Origin of the sequence: Agarivorans sp. Toyoura001, assembly GCF_005405585.1 — a bacterium.
Lineage (GTDB): Bacteria > Pseudomonadota > Gammaproteobacteria > Enterobacterales > Celerinatantimonadaceae > Agarivorans.
Genome location: NZ_BJEQ01000001.1, coordinates 161,464 through 184,513, shown reverse-complemented (window position 1 = coordinate 184,513; position 23,050 = coordinate 161,464). Strand labels below are relative to the sequence as shown.

General features: G+C 43.4%; 19 protein-coding genes. 11 read left to right on the top strand and 8 right to left on the bottom strand.

Going from position 1 to position 23,050, the window contains the following annotated elements:
* Positions 1-15: 15 nt before the first annotated feature.
* On the bottom strand, positions 16-735 hold the full coding sequence (locus FFR00_RS00825; RefSeq protein WP_137671472.1) for a hypothetical protein: 720 nt from the start codon (positions 733-735) through the stop codon (positions 16-18).
* Positions 736-1,323: 588 nt separating this feature from the next.
* Here FFR00_RS00825 and FFR00_RS00820 point away from each other — a divergent pair.
* Both FFR00_RS00820 and FFR00_RS00815 read left to right on the top strand, forming a co-directional pair.
* Positions 1,324-1,650, top strand: coding sequence for a hypothetical protein (locus FFR00_RS00820; RefSeq protein WP_137671471.1), 327 nt, complete (start codon positions 1,324-1,326; stop codon positions 1,648-1,650).
* A gap of 226 nt (positions 1,651-1,876) precedes the next feature.
* Positions 1,877-2,365, top strand: a complete 489-nt coding sequence (locus tag FFR00_RS00815; RefSeq protein ID WP_137671470.1) for a GNAT family N-acetyltransferase — start codon at positions 1,877-1,879, stop codon at positions 2,363-2,365.
* 21 nt (positions 2,366-2,386) lie between these two features.
* Here FFR00_RS00815 and galU read toward each other — a convergent pair whose 3' ends face one another.
* Positions 2,387-3,211: a UTP--glucose-1-phosphate uridylyltransferase GalU gene (gene galU, locus FFR00_RS00810; RefSeq protein ID WP_137671928.1), complete on the bottom strand. Its 825-nt coding sequence runs from the start codon at positions 3,209-3,211 to the stop codon at positions 2,387-2,389.
* Positions 3,212-3,631: 420 nt separating this feature from the next.
* On the opposite strand from galU, the gene FFR00_RS00805 reads away from it, so the two are divergent.
* The gene (locus FFR00_RS00805; RefSeq protein ID WP_137671469.1) at positions 3,632-5,350 is read left to right on the top strand and encodes a sugar phosphorylase; all 1,719 of its coding nucleotides are present in this window, start codon (positions 3,632-3,634) and stop codon (positions 5,348-5,350) included.
* 54 nt (positions 5,351-5,404) lie between these two features.
* Here the strand turns inward: FFR00_RS00805 and FFR00_RS00800 are convergent, their stop codons facing one another.
* On the bottom strand, positions 5,405-7,528 hold the full coding sequence (locus tag FFR00_RS00800; RefSeq protein ID WP_137671468.1) for a methyl-accepting chemotaxis protein: 2,124 nt from the start codon (positions 7,526-7,528) through the stop codon (positions 5,405-5,407).
* A 316-nt stretch (positions 7,529-7,844) separates the two neighbouring features.
* On the opposite strand from FFR00_RS00800, the gene FFR00_RS00795 reads away from it, so the two are divergent.
* Both FFR00_RS00795 and FFR00_RS00790 read left to right on the top strand, forming a co-directional pair.
* Positions 7,845-8,129, top strand: a complete 285-nt coding sequence (locus FFR00_RS00795; protein ID WP_137671467.1) for a SemiSWEET transporter — start codon at positions 7,845-7,847, stop codon at positions 8,127-8,129.
* Between the two features lie 120 nt (positions 8,130-8,249).
* Positions 8,250-9,107, top strand: coding sequence for a hypothetical protein (locus tag FFR00_RS00790; RefSeq protein WP_137671466.1), 858 nt, complete (start codon positions 8,250-8,252; stop codon positions 9,105-9,107).
* A gap of 32 nt (positions 9,108-9,139) precedes the next feature.
* On the opposite strand, the gene FFR00_RS00785 is transcribed toward FFR00_RS00790, so the two are convergent.
* The gene (locus tag FFR00_RS00785) at positions 9,140-10,282 is read right to left on the bottom strand and encodes a hypothetical protein (RefSeq protein WP_137671465.1); all 1,143 of its coding nucleotides are present in this window, start codon (positions 10,280-10,282) and stop codon (positions 9,140-9,142) included.
* A 107-nt stretch (positions 10,283-10,389) separates the two neighbouring features.
* Between FFR00_RS00785 and FFR00_RS00780 the strand changes: the two genes are divergently transcribed.
* On the top strand, positions 10,390-10,791 hold the full coding sequence (locus FFR00_RS00780) for an XRE family transcriptional regulator (RefSeq protein ID WP_137671464.1): 402 nt from the start codon (positions 10,390-10,392) through the stop codon (positions 10,789-10,791).
* Positions 10,792-10,873: 82 nt separating this feature from the next.
* Here FFR00_RS00780 and FFR00_RS00775 read toward each other — a convergent pair whose 3' ends face one another.
* From FFR00_RS00775 to FFR00_RS00760, 4 genes are all read right to left on the bottom strand, one after another.
* Positions 10,874-11,590: a PilZ domain-containing protein gene (locus FFR00_RS00775; RefSeq protein WP_137671463.1), complete on the bottom strand. Its 717-nt coding sequence runs from the start codon at positions 11,588-11,590 to the stop codon at positions 10,874-10,876.
* Between the two features lie 421 nt (positions 11,591-12,011).
* Positions 12,012-13,940, bottom strand: coding sequence for a bifunctional UDP-sugar hydrolase/5'-nucleotidase (locus tag FFR00_RS00770; RefSeq protein WP_137671462.1), 1,929 nt, complete (start codon positions 13,938-13,940; stop codon positions 12,012-12,014).
* 236 nt (positions 13,941-14,176) lie between these two features.
* Positions 14,177-15,388 (bottom strand): glycosyl transferase, encoded by a 1,212-nt coding sequence (locus FFR00_RS00765; RefSeq protein WP_137671461.1) that lies wholly within the window; start codon positions 15,386-15,388, stop codon positions 14,177-14,179.
* A 2-nt stretch (positions 15,389-15,390) separates the two neighbouring features.
* Positions 15,391-16,272, bottom strand: coding sequence for a mannosyl-3-phosphoglycerate phosphatase (locus FFR00_RS00760; protein ID WP_137671460.1), 882 nt, complete (start codon positions 16,270-16,272; stop codon positions 15,391-15,393).
* A gap of 319 nt (positions 16,273-16,591) precedes the next feature.
* Between FFR00_RS00760 and phoB the strand changes: the two genes are divergently transcribed.
* From phoB to FFR00_RS00735, 5 genes are all read left to right on the top strand, one after another.
* The gene (phoB, locus tag FFR00_RS00755; protein ID WP_137671459.1) at positions 16,592-17,284 is read left to right on the top strand and encodes a phosphate regulon transcriptional regulator PhoB; all 693 of its coding nucleotides are present in this window, start codon (positions 16,592-16,594) and stop codon (positions 17,282-17,284) included.
* 6 nt (positions 17,285-17,290) lie between these two features.
* Positions 17,291-18,592, top strand: a complete 1,302-nt coding sequence (gene phoR, locus FFR00_RS00750) for a phosphate regulon sensor histidine kinase PhoR (RefSeq protein ID WP_137671458.1) — start codon at positions 17,291-17,293, stop codon at positions 18,590-18,592.
* Positions 18,593-18,771: 179 nt separating this feature from the next.
* Positions 18,772-20,175, top strand: a complete 1,404-nt coding sequence (locus FFR00_RS00745; protein WP_161985061.1) for a transglycosylase SLT domain-containing protein — start codon at positions 18,772-18,774, stop codon at positions 20,173-20,175.
* Between the two features lie 201 nt (positions 20,176-20,376).
* Positions 20,377-21,831, top strand: coding sequence for a polysaccharide lyase family 7 protein (locus FFR00_RS00740; protein ID WP_137671456.1), 1,455 nt, complete (start codon positions 20,377-20,379; stop codon positions 21,829-21,831).
* 243 nt (positions 21,832-22,074) lie between these two features.
* On the top strand, positions 22,075-23,049 hold the full coding sequence (locus tag FFR00_RS00735; RefSeq protein ID WP_137671455.1) for a PstS family phosphate ABC transporter substrate-binding protein: 975 nt from the start codon (positions 22,075-22,077) through the stop codon (positions 23,047-23,049).
* Position 23,050: the final 1 nt, after the last annotated feature.

The window sequence follows — 23,050 nt, the reverse complement described above, 5'->3', positions numbered from 1 at the left end:
TTTTATTGTTGTTATTTAGATTTCTGGTGTTGGTTGCAGATGGTTATTTGGATTTGGCACGATGTAATCAGGTTTAGAAAAGTCTTGTAGATTGTGTAAGTCAGTCGCCGAGGCTATCCACCCGTCGGCGTTATTGCTTTCTATTACATATGACCCCTGCGGTGTGGTGACATTGCCAAAGGTGCCATGTTCGCCGTGGGTGAATACCACTGAATAACTATGTCCATCAAGGTCAAGTATCTTGCCAGTAATCGTTCGGTCACCGTTTTGGTGAAATTCTACTTGGGTACCTAACACTTCAAAATGTTGATCTATTTGTGGAATATGCAGGTCAAATTGTTTGCCATCGGTAATCGATGTGAATGCTAATGAGTTGAGCTCAAAGTACGCTCGATTTACTCGAGGATCCTCAATGTCCTGATAATCACTGGGAACTCCTTGTTCTGAACCGCGCCATAGTGTTAGGTCTGCGGTTTCGGTAATGGCAGAGGGGGGAACGAGGCTCGGCTCGGCGATGTTTTCCGGTAATTTAGGCTGCTGTAGCGTTGTTTGAGAAAGTGATGGCTCATTTGCGCTGGGTGGGGTTGGTTTGGGTTGAGTAACTGTTCCTGCTAAGGAATTGTCTGGGTGAAGATGATGGACTTGTCCTGGTTGGCGGGCGTTAGAGCTGATGTAATAAACACTGCCACAAACCACCGATAAAACAATATAATATGACAATTTGTTAAAGCCCATAAAAACACTCCTTGTGCTACTTAAATTTGGGTGAATCGATAGATGATTGCGATTATATATTTTGCTGAAAAACGCTCAGAAGGTGACGTGTCGGTTAGTCACTTATATGCGTAAATCTAGAATAAAAAATCATGTTTGTTCCTCGTTTTTGTCAAATGTAAACCACCGTGATGGCTACATTATCAAAAGAGCAAAAAATCTACATCTTAACCACAATTCTATTTTTACAGTTGGTTACGAGTTAATTGAGCGAATAGTAAATAATATTAAACGTATTTGCCAGAGACTTTTACAAAAAATATAGCATCTGCTGATGTTTTGTATTTATGCATTTTAAATCGGCTTTTAGGAGATTTTGAAGCGTATCGCGCTAACTACCTTGTAAAGTGGCGAACTCGGTAAGTAACTGTAGCTGGCGGAGATTATTTCCCTCATGTTTTATTGCTAACGGTAATGAATTTTTTCTTAGGGTTATTTTGCTGTGGCTGGTTTAGCAAAAATGCAGTGAATACCTAGGGCGGCTTGCTGGTTTGGCGTAAACTAAGTTGGTTAAGTGCATTATTAACCTCGTTGTTGTTGGAGATATTTATGAGAAAAATTGTTTTGGCGTTTGCCTCCTTGCTGTTTATATCAACGTCACATGCTGAATTAGCTAATTTGCCTTCGCAGTTAAGTATCGAAAATGTGAAAGAAGTTAAACAAGGCCTTTTGGTTGCAGTGTTACCTGCACCTAGCATCAATAGTTGTCCCGCAAGCCAAGGGGGCTTGTATTTACTTAGTGAGCACCCGCAGTTTGAAGAATACTCTTTATTGCTAACCCAATTGGCTGGTTCAGGTAAGAAAGTAAAACTGGAAGCCCAAACCCGTCAATATAATAGCTTTTGTGACATCTCTACTATTACCCCAGTACCGTAAGCCTTAACTGAAGCAGCATCACAGAGTCAAACTGTCATTTGGTTATGGCTTCTGTAAACCTGAAACCAGTAAACGTTGATAGGTGTTAAGCGAATCATTTGTGATTTTGTTAACACCTTGTGATCTATGTCGGGCATGAGCAAGGAGAACACGATCTAATTCACACTGCTATTTTTCCTTATTACCCATAATGATTAATCTATGAACAGAAAGTGAAGCAAGTCCTTTGAACTCTTTTACTAACGCTGCGGGATTAACACTTCGCAAAGCCGAGCAAAACGATTACGAAGAAATTGGCGATATTTGGCTTGCTGCCAGTTTGCGCGCACATGATTTTTTGCCCGGTAAATATTGGTGGGAGCGACAAGACGCGCTGCAGCGTTTGTACCAATTTAAATCTGAGGTTTGGGTTGCCGAAGTGGCAGGACAGGTTTGCGGCTTTTTAGCACTGATGGACGAAAAGCTCATCGCATTATTTGTGTCGCCAAGTTGGCAACGTAAAGGCATTGGCTCACAGCTATTAGAGCTAGCTAAGAGTTTGCGTTCGCGATTGGTTCTACATTTATTTGCCGATAATTCAGAAGCCTTTAGCTTTTATTTGCGCCATCGTTTTGAGGTAGTGTGGAAAAGGCCAGAGCGTTATACCGGTTATACTCTGGTTCACATGGGGTTTAATTTACAACCGGCTTTGGTAGAACCAGTGCCAACGCCTTAACGCTGGCACTGGTGTTAGTACTTACTTACCGTATAAGTTCTCGAAGCAGTAATTGGTGGCTTCAACAAAGCCCTCAACACTGCCGCAATCAAAACGTTTCCCTTTAAATTTATACGCCATTACACAACCATTTTGTGCCTGGGTTAACAGCGCATCGGTTAATTGAATTTCGCCATTTTTCCCTGGTTTGGTATCGCGAATTAAGCTAAAAATATCGGGAGTAAGAATATAGCGGCCAATTACCGCAAGGTTAGAGGGCTCTTCGCCTTTGGCGGGTTTTTCTACCATTGAAGTAACACGGAATAAATCGTCTCGTAAGGCTTCACCTTCAATGACCCCGTATTTATGAGCCTCTTCAAGGGGCACCTCCATTACGGCAATAATTGAGCAACGGAATTGTTCGTAGAGTTTGGTCATTTGGGCCAATACGCCACCGTCATCACCAAAACATAAATCGTCGGCTAACACTACGCCAAAAGGTTCTTGGCCAATCAGTGTTTCGCCACAAAGAACCGCATGGCCTAATCCCATCATTTTCTTTTGGCGAGTGTAGGTACAGTTAACATTGTCGACCAGGTGGCGAATTTCTTTTAAGTACTCTTCCTTGCTGGTGCCTGCAATCTCGTTCTCTAACTCATAACTAATGTCGAAGTGGTCGGCAATGGCGCGTTTACCTCGACCGGTAATAAAAGCCATGTCGCTCATATCTGCGGCAACCGCTTCTTCCACGCCGTATTGCACGAGTGGCTTGTTTACAATAGGAAGCATTTCTTTCGGCATAGACTTAGTGGCCGGTAAAAAGCGGGTACCATAGCCAGCTACGGGAAATAAACATTTCTTTATCATGGTCATTGGAACTCCTTGTAACCTTACATTCTTAATGAGTGCGGGTTTATTAACGTCTACTGTTACCCAGCAAGAGCGATGCCAGCAAGCGGCCACTATAGTGCTAAGTGTTTGTTTTTATGATGAATGATAGATTTTCCTTTGATATCACTTAAGGGTTACCTAGGTTGTGCTTGCACCTTGTTGGTGCGAAATAGATGAATGCATCATTAGCTTGCGTTAAAAGCGAGCATTGATGCCGGATGACCCGCCTTGCGGTTTAGAGATAAGTGTTGCTTTAAGTGCAATCAATTTGATTAAAGGTCTTTTTATACAGTCACTTATGATTGTGCAGCGAATCGAGTTTGATTATTGAGTGATTGGCACAGTAATTGGAAACGTTCTTAGATGAGAATCAAAAGCCATTATTGAGGACCCTACATGGATGAACTCGAGCAGCTGCTTACTAAAATCTACGGAACAGAACTAGACACAAATTTAGCCCAACAAATCTTGAGTAAAGTGGAGCGGGCTAAATCAAGCTTTCCTCGTTATCAAGCATGGTCTGAGCAAGATCTCATTCTCATTACTTATGGCGATAGCGTGCTCAGCAAGGGTTTAATGCCTTTGCAAAGTTTGCATCAATTTTTGCGGGAATATCTATCTGGTTTAATTAGCTCAGTACATATATTGCCGTTTTTCCCATTTAGCTCAGATGATGGCTTTTCTGTCATCGACTACAAACAAGTGAATTACAACCTTGGCGATTGGAGTGATATTGCCACACTTAACCAAGATTTTGAGCTTATGTTTGATTTGGTCATGAATCATTGCTCGCGCCAAAGCTTGTGGTTTAACGATTTTGTGAATGGGTCGGGTGAGGGCAAAGACTACTTTGTAGAGTCTGATCCTAAGCTAGATTACAGCGCGGTAACCCGCCCTAGAACTAGCCCACTGATTGTTGATGTGTATACGCGCGAAGGTTTGAAACACGTTTGGGCGACCTTTAGTGACGACCAAATCGACCTAGACTTTTCTAATCCAAAAGTGATGTTAGCCTTTCTCGATATTTTTATTTACTACTTAGAACAAGGTGCACGATTTGTGCGCCTAGATGCGGTGGCCTTTGTATGGAAGATACTGGGTACCAACTGTATTCATTTACCGCAAACTCATTCAGTAGTGAAGTTGCTGCGCTGGGTTATGCAGCAGTTGGATCCCAACTTGGTATTGATTACCGAGACTAACGTGCCTCATCAGGAAAACATCAGTTATTTTGGCCAAGGTGACGAAGCGCATATGGTTTACCAGTTTGCACTGCCACCCCTGTTATTACATGCCTTAAACCGTGGTAATGGACACTACCTTACGGCTTGGGCGCGTGATTTAGTCGCACTGCCTAAAGGCTGTAACTATTTTAACTTTGTTGCATCGCACGACGGAATTGGCGTGAGAGCGGTAGAGCAAATCATTCCTAAGCATGAAATTACAGATTTAGCCGAATCGGTTCACAACTTTGGTGGTTTTGTGAGTATGAAGTCGAACGGCGACGGCACACAAAATCCTTATGAATTGAATATTTCATTATTTGATGCCCTGCAAGGTACCCGTACTGGTTCAGACCAATGGCAAGTAGAGCGCTTTTTATGCAGCCAAAAACTGCTGTTGAGTTTGCAAGGCATACCGGGTGTGTATATTCATAGTTTAACCGCTACGGCTAATGACCATACCTTGGTTGAGCAAACTGGCCGAACTCGCTCGATTAACCGCCACCGTTGGCAGCGTGAAGAGTTTGAAGCTTTACTTGCTCAAGAGCACAGCTCACAAGCCCAAGTGTTTCAACGTTATCGTGACTTATTGGCCTTACGTAAAACCATTGGGGCTTTTCATCCTGAATCGGCGCAACGGGTTTACGACTGTGGCGATGCTTTATTTGTATTGCAGCGTGGCGATGCGCCAAGAGATAATGAAACTGTTGCTAGGCAGTCACTCCTAGCGGTATTTAACTTAACAAAGTACCCGCAACAAGTTGAGCATCATGCGCAACTGCCAAAGGCTTATTTGGGTGAGTGTGAAGACTTGTTGGGCGATACCGTTATTGAGTTAGCCAGTTGCAAACTGAAACCCTATCAAGTGCTTTGGTTGGTGCCTAGCTGTTAAGAAGCCAAGAATCTAAAATGCCCCCGGATTTGGAAGCATTTTAGTGTGTTTTCATTAAGCGGCTTTGGTGACCTCAAAACGCTCCACCAGTTGATGTAGGCGAATAATCGAGTTTTTAACCAAGGTCGTTCGGCGGGTAAGTTGTTGCGAAGACAGTTCAAGCGAAGAGGTGGTGACTTGAGCCTGCTCTGCGGTTTCGCTATGCCGCTCGCTGTTTCCGGCAATCAGGTTAATGGTGTTAAACATGCTTTCCACTGCGTGTTGCAGTTCTTCGCTACGTTGGCCGGAATCGAGTAGGGCAGAGCTTTGGTCGACATTTTTAACGCCTTGCTCCATGTAGTCCACTGCGGTCTCTGTTTGTGAACGCAGCTTACCCATGGTGTTACCAATGTGGTTGGCGGCTTCCGATGTTCTTGTGGCAAGGTGCCTTACTTCATCGGCGACCACCGAGAAACCTCTACCGTGTTCACCTGCGCGGGCTGCTTCAATGGCGGCGTTTAAGGCCAGAAGATTGGTTTGTTCTGTAATACCCGTAATCAGTTTAACGATGTCTTCAATCTGCTTCATTTCGTTGTTTACGTGGTTAACACTTTTGGCTGATGCCTCAACTATTCGTTTGATCTCTTGGGTATTTTCTACTGCATGTTGGTATTCAGTTTCGGCGCTTTCAACCATATTGCTCATTACTTGTTGTAGGTTTTCTGCTGATTGAGTGGCTTTGATAATTTCGCCTTGTTGGTGTTGAGCGAGATTAAGTAATGAATCGATAGAGTTTGATGTTTGCTGAGTGCAGTTATCTACCACTCCACAGCGGCGGAGCATTGAGCTACTCACTTGTTTTACTTCATTTGAGGCATAGATAATACCGCCTACTACGCCTTCTAGATTATCAATAAAGCTATTGATCCAGCGGCCTAGGTCGCCGGTTTCATCGGGTCGAAACCTGCTGGCATCTAGGCGACGTTTTAAATCGCCATCACCTTCGGCAATGGTTTGAATGACGCCACTCATTTTCTCTAAACGCTTAGCTAAAGGTGCAGCAACAATTTGCTTAAACGCTAGCCAGCTAAGGGCTGAAAACAGCAACAGTAAACCGGCCAGTTGATTCACGCTTAAGCTGAATTGATTGGCGATTACTAGCGGCGGCACAATGCTAAATAGAGAGCTAAGTAAGTATTTATTACTTAACTTGTGGCTGAGTGAACGGTGACGATAAACCTCTTCCAAATCGGCTTCACACATCATACCCCACACATCGGGTGAACCGCGTAGTTGAAAGGTTATGCCTTTACCTACCACGGGGATGTGGCGGTAATCAGAATAACCGGGGTAATCGATGAATACATTGCTGCCATTCTTGATGGTTTCACGCACGCCAGGGTGTAGGTCTTTCGTGGCGGGATCGGTAAAACGGATCTCAAACTCAGTGTGCTTAGCCACTTTAACTGTCCCCCAATCGGTACTTACGCCCGATTTAAGGTTTTCGCCGTGAGAAAAGGTGTTGTCTTCAAACCGGGATCGCGATAAAGCGATGCCTGGTTTTATAGAGCGGTCGAAGTTTGCATCAACCATAAAGATGTAGTTATCGCCAGATTCGCTATAAATATGTCCGGCTTCACGTTGAATTAAATCACCTAATACATCATTAGGTACCCGACCGCATAAGCAACCGGCAATTTGACCATTCACCTCTAGCGGTTGGTAAAACATTAAGGTGACTTGGTCATGGAATTTTGAGCTAGATGCGCCAGGAGCAAGTGTGCGTGGATCTTGATAAGGTCCGTGCAGAAATTGTTTTGCTATACCTTGCTCTAGGGCTTGTTTACTGGCAGCTATTTGTCCGGTGTGTGGCTGGAAGCTGCTGGCGGTAACTTTACCTTGTAGGTCTACAATAAATAGCTCCGAAAAATCGTTGTTTCGGCTTAGCAGCTGAGACAATACTTCGGGCTGTTGTTCTAGCGGTTTGGTGGCCAAATAAAACATGGCGTCTTGTAAGAAGTCCCATTGAGTATTTGCCCAACTATGCAGCAGTTTTACCCGCGTGCTAGAAATGCTCTCAAAGGTTTGCTTTAGCTGTTCTTTACGTTCTCTATTTAGCCAACATGCTTTACGCATGGCCAGTTTTCCGGTCTGTCCAAATATGGGCAACCAGTGTTTTTCTTGTGATGTTAAATACATTGAGCCTAAGTCCATTTATATTATTTTTGCATGATTAAGCAAAAAATATGCCCTTGCATCTATTTGGGGCTCGCTAGTGGTGATAGTGGGATTGATAGATTTTCATATGATATTTTAATATATATTTCGAACCGTTTTGGTGCCTTTGTTTTATTGTGGTGCAATAAATGGAGCTTAGGTGAATGCTCGTACGCCAGTTTATCAGTATGCAAAAACTAAAGAGTTTTAAGAGTGTGACGTGCATAGGCATTTATACTCGGCTGATTTAACGGTATTTTGATATATTGGTTTACCAATTTTATTGTATGTACTGACTATGACCGCACTGACTGTTTTAGGCCTGATTGCTGCCGCTTGCACCACTTTTTCTTTCGTGCCACAAGTATTGCAAATTATTAAAACCAAAAATGTTTCAGGTATTTCCTTGTCGATGTATAGCATTCTAACTACAGGTGTGGGTTTATGGATGTTATACGGCTTCTTGATTCAAGATTTGGCTGTGTTTGTGGCTAATGTTATTACTTTCATTCTTGCGTCCTGGGTGCTTATTCTGACTATTATTGAACGTGTTAGAGCAACTAAAAACCAATCAAAGCGCTAGTCTGCTATTGCTTTCGCAATGCCGACGGTGAGGCTGACTACACTTAAAAGGTTTTAGGTCGTTTACCGTGGCGAGTGAGTTACAGGCTATAAGCATGCAAATAGCATGAAAGGGGAGTAAGTGAGAGCGTGGATAGCGAGTGTTTTAGTTTGTCTTAGCCTACACTCTGTGGCTGCAACAGAAGTAAGCATTATTGGTGATATAGGTACTATCAGCAACTACCAACAGCTGTTGGAACTGAAAGGTGGAGACCCTGCAAAAATCACCGATTACCGTTCTGCGGTTTCTGACCGAGCAACAGTGAGCCTATTGTTAATGGTGCAAGCACTGAGTTTAAGTTCGTTAAACCATTCATTAGTATTTACCTATTCCCCTAACACAGGCCGCAGCCTTCGCGAAGTAAAAAAGGGAAGTGTGGCCGTTTATCAATCTGATATTTGGGAGAGTGAGTTTGATACAAGCACTTATAAGTCGCGGGCAGTTATTGCTAAAAATACCTTTGAGAAAGGCTTTTATGTAAAACAAGGTTCGGCCTTACTTGAGCAAGATCTAAAGATTGAGCAGCTTCTAGACTCGCAGGTTGCACTTGGTAAAACCTGGTATCAGGATATTGCTCAACTTGAGCAAATTGGTTTTACTAAAATTAAGAAGCTTAATCGTAATCAGTCATTGTTTGGTTTGTTGAGTAAAGAGCGAATTAGCATTGCCTTTCTGGAGTTTCCTAATAATTCTGAGTTAGCCATTTATGATCAATATGGCGTGTTTTTACCTATCCCCAACTACAAGGTTAGTTTTACTCAAAGCCGTCATTTTATGGTGTCGAAGCAACACCCTAGCGGCAAAAAAATTGCCGAAGCCATTGATCAAGGCTTAGACATTTTGTTTAGTATGGGTTTGGTACAAAAAGCCTTAGAGCAATCGGGAGTTGCACAAAAGCGGGTGGAAAATTGGCAAGCACTTACTCAAACAGGAGAATAGCGCTGCTTGTTGACAGCGCCATAAAAGAGCGATTAGAAACAGGTTTTACTGTAAGAGGTAAAGCGAGGGTTATCACCGCTTACATAGGCGCAGCCATTTTTAACATCGAATACCATCGCCTCTACAGTAACAAAGTCTTTACCCTGATATTTAGAGAGGTTAATGGGCTTTTTGTTAAACAACCACTGCATAGATTCAACACTGAGCTCAGGTGAGTAATCTAAGAAAGAGAAGACGGCTTGCTCACGAGCGAAGGTATTGAAGAAAGCTTGATTCGCTTTAAAGCTACCCATGTTGTCTAGCATGGTTTGTTTAAACTGCTCGGTATGATTAGCATGGCCGATACCGCGTTCATTACCGCTAAGCAGTTCCATACCGTCGGCATGGATACGAATAGCGGCGTGGTTACCTTGGTCATCTGCTAGAGTGAAATTAAGCGGCGTAATGCTAGTGTACCCTTCAATGGTTGTAATAAAATCTTGAATAGATTTAGCGCCAGTAGCTGCGGCAAATATTGCATCGGTAGAGACTAAGTTACTGCGACCTAAACCATCTTCGCCAGCGGTTACCCCTAAGAAATTAATCACAATACCTACATGTTTGCCCATGCCTTGAAAGTGAGCACCATCGGTAGGTAAAAATATCACGTCATCCGTTTTTACTATGGTGGTATTTGCGCTTAACGCGGCTATAGCTAAATCGTTAGTTTGGCCAACGATGCCATTGTTAAACGCTACTGTGGTGCAGCCATTCATATCTTTAACCGCTTGCTGTTGTTGCATCGATTTAATGATTTGTTGGTTCACCGCCCAATCGATCATGCTGGCTTCAGCAAATAGTTGTTCTACTGGTACGCCTCGGATAACGGCTTGTTGCTCCATCATTGCGGTATACTCAGGGGCAATTTTTCGGTTGTTTTCAACCGCAACTTTAAAGCTATTTATGATGTTTTGAGGCGCTTGTTCTCTAGGTTGTTCCGCTAGGTAAGTAGCCAGTTGTTGTTGCGATTTCCCTGTGAAGTCTGCCACCTCAACAGTAGGCTGGGCAGTTGTTCGTTGGGCGTTAAAGTAAGGTAAATCGTCGCCCGGTTTGTTAGCCGCTAAAGCAAGGTTAGCAGCCGACATGAGCAATATTGCTGCGCTTGCTTTTAGTGTATACGAAGGTAGATTTTTCATTGTATTTGCCTCAGTTAGTTCGGTCTGATTTGTTAACTTAGGCTTAGCTTAACAAAGCGTTTTTCTATATATTGGAAGAGTGATAAGGCAATGTTACGGATTATGGAATGCCAAATTTAGACAGTGAAGGCTACGAGTTTTTTGGTTTAAAAGACGCCGAAATAAGAGGTATGTTGATTGAGCGAATAGAGTTTTTAATGGCCAACTTATCATGGTCGAAAAAGACCTTGGCCGATAAGGCCGGTTTACCCACTAGCTCTATATATACCAAGCTAGACAGAGAAAGCACCGGCCAGCTAACGTTATTAGATATGTGTGCAATCGCAAAAGCGATGGATATCAGTGTGATACAGCTTTTACCCCTAACTGCCGCCGAGCGCGTGGCGGGGGGCAAACCGCCAGCAAAAGCCTCTATGTTGAAAATGTGGGATGTATTGCTTTCGCGCAGCGCCGAAGAACTGGAAGTGATTTATCAAATAGACAAGTTGTTACATGCTAAAAAAAGCTGAGGCTCAGCAGCGGTTTGCATTTGGTGGATACAAATGACTCCCCAGTAAAAAAGCATGCGGCGCTGTTCTGCGCAGCAAAAGGCTAGGCAGCAAAGCCAGGGTGAGTAAATAAATTTAGTTTGTTGAACATTGCTGTTAAATGCTTATTTGTTTCAAACTGAATACCCACACGTAAGGTATTAGAAGCGCTATGTTGTTGGCTCTTGATTTGACCATTTAACACAATCGGCTTTTCTGGGGTTAGTGGAAAGCGCAAAATGAGTTGCACAAATACCATGCTTAAGCGATGTTGGTTTGCAGGTGCGGCTACCTCAATTCGACAGCCCCCTTCAGATAAATCTAACACTACGCCTTCAAGCCGTTGTGTAATATTTTCGGGCAAGGTATTGGTGTCTTGTTGCTCGCTCACAAGTACCGGTAGGTGAGTGCTAATGCGGCTATTGCTGCGTAAGCTAAAAAACTCAATTTGCTGTGGATATTGAACAAACAGCAAAATCTGTGGCTTTTTATTTAGAGTCATTACCTGGGTTTTGAACGCTACACATACCCCTACGTCGCTTTCAGCCATCATTCTTACGACACAACTTTTACCTTCAAAAACACGCTGCATATTTTCTGCATACACTTGCTGGGGGATAGAAAAAGCAAAATAGCCACCCTCTTGGTAACCCACCAGTTTAGCTTTTATTCGCTGACTGTCGCCTGCAGAGAGCTGTATGTCTACCATGGTACCCGGACGAAACTTAGTCAAGGTATTTACAATGGTCGCTCTGTCATTGGTGGTTTGTCGTTTACTCAAGGTGTGTTCCCCTCAAATGAAAGTGATGTGTATTGCTTTGAGTTGGCACCGCTTCTTTGTAGAGTATTTCTTCAGCCATAAGCTCAAAATCTAAGGCGAGCACACTGGCAAAAAAAGTAATGATAAGAGCAATGCGTTTACGGTTCATACGAGCAACAGGTGATTAAGATAGGGGATCATTTTACAAGGCTCTCAAATAAAAATTGATGTTTTGCGAATGACGGTGATTGAAATTAAGTACAGAGCTTGAATCAGACATGTTCTACTTAATTACTTGAATTAGTCGCGCTGGTGTTTCGCATTAGAGATAACTCTTACTGGCAAAAAGTGCATTGTTAACAGATAACGCCTGATAAATCGGTTACTGGATAAGGCAAAAAATAGGCGAAGAATATTCGCCTATTTGTGTACTTTGTTGGGATTAAAGATTTAGGTTGTCTTGAGTCTTTAGCAAAGGAGCATCGATAGAGTCACCTGCCACTGGAATATAAGTTAAGCCGGTAGCAAGCTCTACTAAGGCTTTGCCTTCTGTGGTGAGGTGTTGGATGTACTCAATCATTACTTCATTGTCTACAAATCCACTGTTTACCGTAGCACTTTGTGCGCGTTCGGAGAATATGCTGTAACCATCGCGTCCTGCCGCAATATAAGCATTGGTGGCAATGCGATAAACGGTTTCATCTTCTATGTTGGCGCAGTTGCCTGCCTCAACACCGCCGGGACACACTTGTAATGATTCTAAGCGGTTGCCTTCAGCAGCGGTACCGTTATACGTAAACTGCAGATTGGCGAAGGTAGGAAAGGCTCCCGATGAGGTAGTTCTGGCGTAATCAATAGCCGTTTCGAGTAAATCTTTTACATCAAGGCCTTTAAGTTCAACCACCGCGAGCTGGTTGCTAAAATACAGTAAGCTACCCATTATGTATCCTGCAGTCACGCCGCTGTTGCCTTGTTCCACAATGATATGGTCACGTACTCCACCGGTATTGGTAATTGCCATATCTACCTTATAACCTGCATTGTTAAGTTTCCAAACCATTGATGTAGCAACGTGAACGCCTGCTTCGGAGCCAGTTCCAGCCAAAGAGGCTCCACCACGGTTTTTACCCGGTATACGTACGTGGTCGAGTTGCTGAGTATCTACGGGGTCGTTAGCATCGTTAATTGTGCCAATCACCTGTCCTTGGAAGGCAGCAACTTGAGGCAAGTAATCAGTATCGATGATGGTTCGCACTGTTAAATCTTCAGTTGTCACTGCAATGTTGTTTTGTTTGCCAACGAAGTTTTCGGTTGCGGTCTGGTCTTCACTGCTTAAAGCAATTCGACCGGCGTCTTCAATATATTCATGTAAGAAATCACTGCCAATAAGCAGAGTATTGCGGCCTTCACAGTTTATCACTTCGCCATTGGCGCTAAACGATACTGTGACTTGTCCAACGGCTTGTGCATATTCACCAGCTTGAACCACACAGGTTTTGCTTTGTCCGTCAGGATTGGTGATGAGCTCGGCGTAATCAGTATTGGCATCACCATTACCTAAACCAAGGTTAGAAAAATCGCCCAGTAAAGTATGAGAGTGGCCGCCAACGATGAGATCTACGCCGTTAACGTTATTAGCGACACGCAAATCACGGTCTAAGCCGATGTGACTGACCATGATAATGTTATTAACTCCGTCTGCGTGCAGGGCGTCAACTGTGGCTTGAGCAGAGCTTACTTCAGACTCAAATGTAAGGAGCTCTCCCGGCGAAGATATGGTGGGCATGTCTTCTAACACTAAGCCAAATATACCTACACGCACGCCGTTAAATTCTTTAACTACATAAGGTTGCAGATTAGTTTGGTTGGCCAAACTTGGGTCAGCACTAACATCCATGTTGGCAGCAAGCACTGGAAAATTAACATCCTCTAAAAATGCGATTAATGCGTCGTTTCCTAAGTCAAACTCATGGTTACCCACCGCCATTGCATCAAGCCCCATTTGACTCAGCAAACGGGCATTACCTTCGCCTTTTAATAGGTTGAAATACAAAGAACCTTGAAAAGCATCGCCGCCATGTAGAGCCAAGAACGGCATCCCCGATTCAGCGGCCGCCGCTCGTGCTGCCTTTAACTGAGTGGCTAAACGTGGGTAACCCCCAACGCTGGTTCTAACATCAAAATTGCTACTCTCTGTCGATAAATCCGCATTGACAAAATCGAGGGAACGGGGATCAAAATTAGAGTGAGTATCGTTGATATGAGCAATGGTGAGTTGAAATGGCTCAGCCTGGATATTGTTGTCATTATCACATGCACTAAGTGTCAAAATAGCCGCAGTGGCTAAAGATAGTTTGGTTTTAATCAGCATAAAATTCCTTTTAGATTTCCGTCGAAATGTTAATAAACGTTTATTGGGAAACCTATTTAGGCTGGTATGACCTTAGGATAGTGTGAGTAGTATCATGCCAAGTAAACTCTATGTAATAAAAATGTCACATACTTACCAAGATTGTTGTTTTCTAAATTGAGTGAAGCAAGTGACAAGCGAAGATAAAGGGTGAGTAAAGCAGCTCGGTAGTGACCTACCGAGCGCATTAAGGAGAGTTAGCAGTTATCTGCCTCTACTGCTTCGTATAAACGTTCTAAAAAGTCCGGTGCGGCGCTTTGTACTCGGTTCCAGCTTGGAATAAACGGTGTCGCCGACGGATTCTCCAAGAAGGTTTCACCGGCTACAGTAATGGCTTTGGCAAACAGTTCAACAGCGTCTTCTTCGGCGTGGCGGTCTAAGGTTAAGCCGTTAATTAAGGCGTCGCTGTGGTAGTTATCGATAAAGTCCAAGGCCATTCTATAGTAGGTGGCTTTTAGTGAACGCAACTTACCGGGGCTAAAAGTATGGCCCTGGGTGGCCAGTTTACGAATCACAGCTTTACTGATATCGGTGGCCATTTTAGCCAAACCAGCATCAAGGTTATCTAAACTTAAGTCTTGATGTTTATGGTCGTAAACATCAGCAATATCTACCTGACAAATACGGTTAGTAGAATGGTTGCGGTAAATCTCGGATAAAACGCCAATTTCTAATCCCCAATCTGACGGGATCCGCAAGTCATTAAGTACGTCTGACTGCATCGAAAATTCGCCTGCTAAGGAGTAACGGAAGCTATCTAAATACTCTAGGTAATCGTCGTAGCCTTCAATTTTCTTCAAGGCTTTAAGCAGTGGAGTCACTAACAGGCGAGCTACTCGGCCGTTTAACTTGCCATCGGCATGGCGGGCATAAAAGCCTTTACAGAATTCGTAGTTAAACAAGGGATTAGCAACGGGGTACATTAAGCGCGCTAGCATGCTGCGGTCGTAGGTTGTAATGTCGCAATCATGTAGGCCAATGGCTTTACTTTTGCCTGAGGCAAGCGCATACCCAAAACAGTACCACACGTTACGGCCTTTGCCGGCTTCTTTGGGGGCAAGGTTGTGCTCGGCTAATTGGGCGTCTAGGGCGCGTAAGCGTGGGCCGTCATTCCATAAAATACGAACATGTTGTGGCAGCCCTGAGAAGTACTCTTTGGCGTAGGCAAATTGTTCTTCGGTGGCGCAATCCAAACCAATGATGATTTCATTGAGATAAGGTACTTTAGCCAACTCTTCCACAATAGTGGCTAGCGCTGGGCGCTCCAACTCTGAGAATAAGGAGGGAAGTACCAAACTCATCGGTCTAACTTTTGAGAACGCTATAAGCTCCTGCTCTAACTCTTCGAGTGGGCGATCGGTTAAGTTATGTAAGGTTGTCACAATACCGTTTTGATAGAAATCAGCCATGGTTATGCTCCGTTTATCATGGAATGTAAAATCTGTTGCATCGATTGATGCCAGCCATAAGGGCCCGGGTAGGGCGCTAGGCTTGAATTTGGGTGATTGATCATTAACGCAGATGAGTGCTTTTTAGGGATAACCACCGGCACATCGGCTTGCTCTAACATGCTGCGGTCGTTGTCGCTGTCGCCAAGCGCAATGCTGGTAAATTTGCGTTGGTAATGTTGCTGGTAGGTGCTGGTTAGCCATAACATGGCGTCGGCTTTATCAAACTTGGCTTTTACGTGGTAAAAGCGGCCACCTTTAATCACCGCTAAGTTGTGGGCTTCGAGCTTTTTAATAAATAAGTCGAGTTGTTCGTCGCTGTCGTTCCATAACAAAGGCTCAGAGGCCATCCTTTGTTTCGCTAATTGTGCATCATACTTAGGTAGGCCAGTGTTAAGTTGCACTTCTGCAACATTCATATCGTTAAAACCTTGAAAACGAAAATGGTACTTTTGGCGCAATACACTCAAGTACTGGCAAATGTCAGGGTAACTCGGGCCAAAGGTTTTTATTTTCCAGTGTTGCTTACCTACATTGAGTGGGCTTAGCTCATCATGATGGATTGGACTGTCTGCTGGAATGCAAACCGCTGAGCCATTCTCAATGGCAAATGGCTGCTGTAAGGACATTTTCTTTTGCAGTTCCAATACTTCCATAAAGGTTTTACTGGTATTGAAAATGACGGGTACTTTAAGCAGTTTTAATTGGTTTAAGCTAGGTAGGGCGGCCTCATAGCTATAACTATCATGATCTAACAAGGTGCCGTCTAAATCGGTAAATACCAAAATGCTGCTGGCGTTAGTGTATAGCTCTGTTGACGATAGTTGCTTAGCGAAATACTGCATGCTGCCCCTAAATGTTAGCCTAATTGCGTTTGTAGTTAACAAAGCACGAGCAATGCCATAATCGTAATTTATTTTCACTAACCTGTATAAAAAACCTTATTATTCATGTTGTTAACTATTGATTTGAGCTATGCTGTCGAACCAGTGATAAGACTTGCGTTGAACTTGATTGGTGCAGCGCTAACATTTAATAGTTTCCTTGCACCAAATTGGGTCTGGCTGTATTTACTTAAGTCTTTGATTTACACTTATTGCTGTCATAAATCTGTCATTAATACGTCGCATAATTGCCACAGTTTCTTAGATTGAGATGAATGTGATGCCCAGGAAGATACTTGTTGTAGAAGATGAAGCGCCAATCCGTGAAATGCTGTGTTTTGTATTAGAGCAGCATGGATACGAGCCGATTGAAGCTGCTGACTATGATCAAGCCATAGCAAAACTTACAGAACCCTACCCAGAGTTGGCATTATTAGATTGGATGTTGCCAGGTGGCAGTGGTATTTCAATTATTAAGCACATGCGTCGCCACGACCTAACGCGTCAAATCCCGGTGATTATGCTTACCGCTAAAGGCGAAGAAGAAGACAAAGTTCAAGGCCTTGAAGCGGGTGCAGACGACTATCTAACCAAACCGTTTTCACCTAAAGAATTAATGGCGCGCGTAAAAGCGGTTATTCGCCGTATTTCGCCAACCTCTTTAGAAGAAACCATTGAAGTTCAAGGCTTGCGCCTTGATCCGGTATCGCACCGAGTGAGTGTTGAAAATGAACCCTTGGATATGGGGCCAACAGAGTTTAAGCTACTGCACTTCTTTATGACGCATCCTGAGCGTGTATATAGCCGTGAGCAACTGCTAAACAATGTTTGGGGTACTAACGTGTATGTAGAAGATCGTACAGTAGACGTGCATATTCGCCGCTTGCGCAAAGCAATTGGCCTACAGGGATATGATCGTTTAATTCAAACTGTACGTGGTTCTGGTTACCGTTTTTCAACTAGGGTGAAGTAACGACGAATGTTTGTGCCTTTCTCATGGCAACGCGTAATATGGCGAGTAGCGTTAGTTTATTCGCCTTTATTCGTTTTAGGTATGTTTACCGGCTATACCTTAGAAATGTGTTTGTTGGCGGCGGTCATTCATATTGTTTGGATGTATAACCAACAACATAAGTTGCTAGATTGGCTATATAACCAGCGTAAGTTGTCTCCACCTCATGGTTCTGGCAGCTGGGAACCAGTATTTCATGGCATATATAATATGCTTAAGCGCCGGCTTGGCCGAGAGCGTGAACTTGCCCAGTTAATGAAGTACTTCCGCTTAGGTGCCGAGGCCTTGCCCGATGCCATTGTGGTGATTAATCAAGACGGCGCAATTTTGTGGTGTAACCAATTAGCGCAAGGTATGTTGGGTCTAAAGTGGCCAGCCGATGCCGGACAACACTTAACCAACCTCGTTCGAACCCCTAGTTTTGTTAACTACTTACGAAAAGGTCGTTTCGACCAACCCTTAGAAATTATTAGCCCAGTACAAAGCAACGTATGGTTAGAATTTCGTGCCATGCCTTACAGCCAACAACAATTGTTATTGGTCATTCGCGATGTTAGCCAGCTACGTAAATTAGAAAAAATGCGCAAACGTTTTGTATCAAACGTAAGCCACGAATTACGTACACCGCTCACGGTGATGCGTGGCTATTTGGAAATGCTAGATCAAGATGAAGTTGACCCAATGATTTGGGGCAAAGCGCGCAATACCATGCTCGATCAAAGTAGTCGCATGGAAAACTTGGTTAACCAACTACTCACCTTGGCTCGAATTGAATCGGCGTCGGTTGAAGACAATCAAGAGACTATCAATTTTTCAGCGATGGTTGGTAACCTCGAAGCCGAAGTGACAGGTCTTGCCAAAGACAAGCAGCATAGTTTTAGCTTTAACATTGAATCTGATATTCATATTAAAGGCGACCGCGAGCAGCTACGCAGTGCTTGTGGGAATTTGTTGGGGAATGCAATTAAGTACTGTGGTGAGCCTGGGAAGATTGAAGTTAGTCTTACGTTGATTCCACTTGGAGCTTTGTTTGCCGTAAAAGATTCAGGCCCCGGCATAGCCCCCAAACACCTGCAAAGATTAACCGAACGTTTCTATCGTGTAGATAAAGCGCGTTCGCGCGATACTGGCGGTGCAGGCTTGGGTTTATCGATTGTTAAACACGCGCTTCAGCATCATGACAGCGAACTAAAAATCAAAAGTAGTGTGACAAAAGGCAGCACGTTTAGCTTTATTATCCCGCGAAAATTGTTCATTTCAGAGGATTAAATACTCTTCTTTCTTGGACGCAATGCGTAGCTTCACAGCTTTAAGTGATGACCATTTTTTTTAGGCAATTGAGCTTATACTAAAATATAAGTTTGATTTTTATGGTTATTATCTTGACGTTATTCTCGCTTTTTCGACCTTACTTCATGTTGCTATTGAGCCTTTTCTGCCTTGGGTTGATGCCTTTTACCGCGAATGCCGCAGATGATGAAGTGGCGTTGACTGAAAGCAGTGACCTACTGCAATTTCCTTTCTATATCCAAGAGCCTTTTGTTGGCGACTTGCCCGAAATAAAAGAGCGCAAAATTGTTCGCGCACTGGTGACCTATGGTAAATCTGATTTTCATTTAGCAAACGGCCGCCCCTTAGGTATACAAATCGAACTGCTTAATCTTTACGAGAAATTTCTAAATAAAGGCATTCGCCGAGACGTAAACAAAACCAAAGTTAAAATAGTGCCCGTTCACTTTGATCAGTTAATCCCTGCCTTGGAAGCTGGTCGAGGCGATATTGTGGCGGCATTTTTAACTGCAACGCCAGAGCGGAAAAAACAGTTGAGCTTTGCCTTGGGCAATGCAGATAATATTAGCGAAGTACTGGTCAGCCATAAAGACGCGCCCGAGGTAAACAGTTGGCAAGATTTATCTGGCAAGAAAATCTATGTAATGCATGGCAGTAGTTATGCCGAACACCTTGAAGCGCTTAATTTCACCTTGAAGCTGCGGGGTGTTAAACCGATTAAAGTGATTGAAGCTGATGGCAACCTGCTGTCTGAAGATGTGCTGGAAATGGTTAACGCAGGGGTTATGCGGTATACGGTAATTGATGATTACAAAGCACGTTTGTGGGAAAAAGTATTTAAAGATATCCGCATAGACAACCATTTAAAAACCAGTCAAGGACAAAGCTTAGGTTGGGCGGTACGGAATTCTAACCCCAAGCTACAAGCAAACTTACAAGAGTTTGTGAATACTCAAGTGAAGCAGGGCAGTTTACTGGGAAATACTTTGCTTAATCGCTATTTTGACCACACCGCTTGGATTAGCCGGCTTGCCAATTCGGAAGACCGAAATCGCTTTAATCGTTATGTGCCTTTCTTTAAAAAATACGCTAATGAATACGAATTTGATTATTTGGCAGTGGTCGCACAGGGCTATCAAGAGTCGGGATTAGACAATAGTAAAGTGAGTCACCGTGGTGCGCGCGGGATTATGCAGCTGCTACCGTCAACCGCTAAAGAAATGGGCTACAACGATTTAGCCGATCCAGAACAAAATATAGCCGCCGGTATTAAATACCTAGCGTGGCTTAGAGAGCACTATATTAATGAAGACGATATAGAAGAGAGTGAGCGAATGGCACTGATTTGGGCTGCCTATAATGCCGGCCCAACCAAAATGAACCAAATGCGCCGCTTAGCTAAGGAAATGAATTTAGACCCCAATGCTTGGTTTGGAAATGTAGAAATTGCGGCTGGGCGTATTATTGGCAAGGAAACGGTGCGGTATGTCTCTAATGTATACAAATACTACATTGCGTATACCTTAGCCTTGGAGCTAGAGAACCAACGCGAAGATGAGTAGAGAGAATTCTCCAATCTGCTTTTATAAATAACCCAATCCCACAAAAGGCCCAAAGATAGGGCGATAATAAACGAGCTTAAAGGCTCGTTTTTTTTGCTTAGCTCACAACATAGATAATTCAATAAGTGTGCTAATTGCTAAACTAAATATCTAAAGTTAGTATTGTAATACAATAGTGAGTTTTTAGGATAACCCTCAAGCATGAAGCTTTACGTAACCCCCTTAGCGATAGCCATCTGTTTACCTCTTGTCGGCTGTGGAGGCTCTTCAGAAGTGGGAGGAGGCAACACCACACCAAGTGTTCCTGATGAACCGACGGTGCCAGAAGAGCCGGGCGAGCCGGTAGATCCTAGTTGCAGTGCACCTAAAGATTTGATCTTTAAGCTTGCCAGTGACGATGGCGCCCATAAAGTGGGCTTTGGACCTGAGAATGCGATAGACGGTAGTATCGACAGTGACTCACGTTGGTCTTCAGAAGGTATCGGTAAACAGATTACTTTTAGCCTTAGCAGCCCTTCTATTCTTAATAGCCTGAGTCTTTATTGGCTAAACAATACGGAGCGTTCAACGTATTACGATGTGGCTATCTCAACCGACAATGTCACCTGGCAAGATGTGGTTACTGGTGGCAACTCTGACAACGCTACAGGCACTCCAGAGTTTATAGACATCAGTGATACCTTGCATCAAGATATTCAATACTTGCGAGTTACTGGTAATGGAAACTCAGAAAGCAATTGGAACAGTTTGATTGAAATTACCGCTTTGGGCTGTAATGACGAAGAAGTGACAGAGCCAGTTGAAGACCTTAATCCTTCGTTGCCACCATCGGCTAACTTTGATCTCCAAGATTGGTACCTAAGCATTCCTACCGATACGGATAACTCGGGTACTGCTGATTCAATTAAAGAATCAGAACTCAATAACGGCTATGAAAACAACGAGTACTTTTATACTGGCGCAGATGGAGGCATGGTATTTAAAAGCCCGATTTACGGTTATAAAACCTCGGCCAATACTACCTATGTACGTACCGAATTGCGTGAAATGTTGCGACGTGGCAATACCAGCATTAAGACCCAAGGCGTAAATAAAAACAACTGGGTGTTTTCTAGTGCGCCGTCCAGTGCGCAAACTGCCGCAGGTGGAGTCAATGGTGAACTGTTTGCCACTTTGGCGGTGAACCACGTTACCACCACAGGTGATGCTTATCAGATAGGTCGAGTGATTATTGGACAGATCCACGCCAATGATGACGAACCCATTAGACTTTATTACCGAAAATTACCTAATAACCAAAATGGTGCGATTTACTTTGCACATGAATCACGTAATGCATCGAGTGACGATTGGGTAGAGATGATAGGAAGCCGCAGTGACAATGCCAGTAACCCTGCAGACGGTATCGCACTAGATGAGAAGTTCAGTTACCGAATTAAAGTAGTTGCAAATATGCTTTATGTAACAATTTATCGAGAGGGCAAAGATCAAGTAACGGCGAGCTACAACATGAGTAGCAGCAGCTATGATGATGCCGACCAATATATGTACTTTAAAGCTGGTGTATATAATCAGAATAAATCGGGTGATGATGATGATTATGTTCAAGCTACATTTTACGTATTGAACAATAGTCACGACGGTTACAACCCTTAATAATCAAGCCCGGTAGCCTCACTACCGGGCTTGATTCGCTAAATACCAAAAAATCGCCATTATTTGCCACTTAATAGTGATTAAAAATCAAAGAGTTAAATAGAAAGCCTTTAAAGAAAGACAGTTTTTTTACGAAAAAAAGAGGCTGACATATAACTGTCACACAGTAGAAATATAATTGTCATCGAATTCACCAATACTACATGACGAAAATAACTCAACGCGTCATTTATGGAGATAAAGATGACATTTAAAAAATTGCTTAGTGCAGTAGCTATTTCTGCTTCATTGGTAACAACTACCGTACTTGCAGCTGGCCTGGATGCCACTCTACCGGAATACAAAAAGACCACCGGTATTTCTGGTAACCTTTCTTCTGTAGGTTCTGATACTTTAGCTAACATGATGACTTTGTGGGCTGAAGAATTCAAACGTGAATACCCTAACGTAAACGTTCAAATTCAAGCTGCTGGTTCTTCTACTGCTCCTCCAGCACTCACTGAAGGTACTTCTCAGTTCGGCCCAATGAGCCGTCAGATGAAGAGCAAAGAAGTTGAAGCCTTTGAAAAACGTTTTGGCTACAAGCCTACTCCAGTTCGCGTAGCAATTGACGCATTGGCAGTATTTGTACATAAAGATAACCCAATTGAAGGTTTAAACCTGGCTCAAGTTGACGCCATCTTCTCTTCTACACTTAAGTGTGGCGAGAATGGCGTTGCCGACCGCTGGGGTCAAATTGGCCTAGACGGTTCGTGGGCAGATAAAGACATTCAATTGTTCGGTCGTAACTCAGTATCTGGTACTTACGGTTACTTCAAGAAGAAAGCATTGTGTAAAGGTGACTTTAAGAACACTGTAAACGAGCAACCTGGTTCTGCTTCAGTGGTTCAATCAGTGTCTTCTTCGTTGAACGCAATCGGTTACTCAGGTATCGGTTACAAAACCTCTGGTGTTAAAGCCGTTGCTCTTGCTAAGAAAGGTAACGACTACATTGAAGCTAGCCTAGATAACGCTGCTACGGGTAAATACCCACTTTCTCGCTTCTTATACGTTTACGTTAACAAGCACCCTAACAAGCCTCTAGCACCTATGGATCGTGAGTTCCTAAAAATGATTCTGTCTAAAACAGGTCAAACTATTGTTGCTAAAGACGGCTACGTACCACTACCTTCAAAAGTGGTTATGGCTGACTTAGAAAAATTAGGCATCTCTCTATAAT

Bases quoted from the DNA above. Each gene is read 5' to 3' on its own strand.
- FFR00_RS00825 (WP_137671472.1), bottom strand. From the start codon at position 735: ATGGGCTTTAACAAATTGTCATATTATATTGTTTTATCGGTGGTTTGT.
- FFR00_RS00820 (WP_137671471.1), top strand. From the start codon at position 1,324: ATGAGAAAAATTGTTTTGGCGTTTGCCTCCTTGCTGTTTATATCAACG.
- galU (WP_137671928.1), bottom strand. From the start codon at position 3,211: ATGATAAAGAAATGTTTATTTCCCGTAGCTGGCTATGGTACCCGCTTT.
- FFR00_RS00805 (WP_137671469.1), top strand. From the start codon at position 3,632: ATGGATGAACTCGAGCAGCTGCTTACTAAAATCTACGGAACAGAACTA.
- FFR00_RS00800 (WP_137671468.1), bottom strand. From the start codon at position 7,528: ATGTATTTAACATCACAAGAAAAACACTGGTTGCCCATATTTGGACAG.
- FFR00_RS00795 (WP_137671467.1), top strand. From the start codon at position 7,845: ATGACCGCACTGACTGTTTTAGGCCTGATTGCTGCCGCTTGCACCACT.
- FFR00_RS00785 (WP_137671465.1), bottom strand. From the start codon at position 10,282: ATGAAAAATCTACCTTCGTATACACTAAAAGCAAGCGCAGCAATATTG.
- FFR00_RS00780 (WP_137671464.1), top strand. From the start codon at position 10,390: ATGCCAAATTTAGACAGTGAAGGCTACGAGTTTTTTGGTTTAAAAGAC.
- FFR00_RS00770 (WP_137671462.1), bottom strand. From the start codon at position 13,940: ATGCTGATTAAAACCAAACTATCTTTAGCCACTGCGGCTATTTTGACA.
- FFR00_RS00765 (WP_137671461.1), bottom strand. From the start codon at position 15,388: ATGGCTGATTTCTATCAAAACGGTATTGTGACAACCTTACATAACTTA.
- FFR00_RS00760 (WP_137671460.1), bottom strand. From the start codon at position 16,272: ATGCAGTATTTCGCTAAGCAACTATCGTCAACAGAGCTATACACTAAC.
- phoB (WP_137671459.1), top strand. From the start codon at position 16,592: ATGCCCAGGAAGATACTTGTTGTAGAAGATGAAGCGCCAATCCGTGAA.
- phoR (WP_137671458.1), top strand. From the start codon at position 17,291: ATGTTTGTGCCTTTCTCATGGCAACGCGTAATATGGCGAGTAGCGTTA.
- FFR00_RS00745 (WP_161985061.1), top strand. From the start codon at position 18,772: ATGCCTTTTACCGCGAATGCCGCAGATGATGAAGTGGCGTTGACTGAA.
- FFR00_RS00740 (WP_137671456.1), top strand. From the start codon at position 20,377: ATGAAGCTTTACGTAACCCCCTTAGCGATAGCCATCTGTTTACCTCTT.
- FFR00_RS00735 (WP_137671455.1), top strand. From the start codon at position 22,075: ATGACATTTAAAAAATTGCTTAGTGCAGTAGCTATTTCTGCTTCATTG.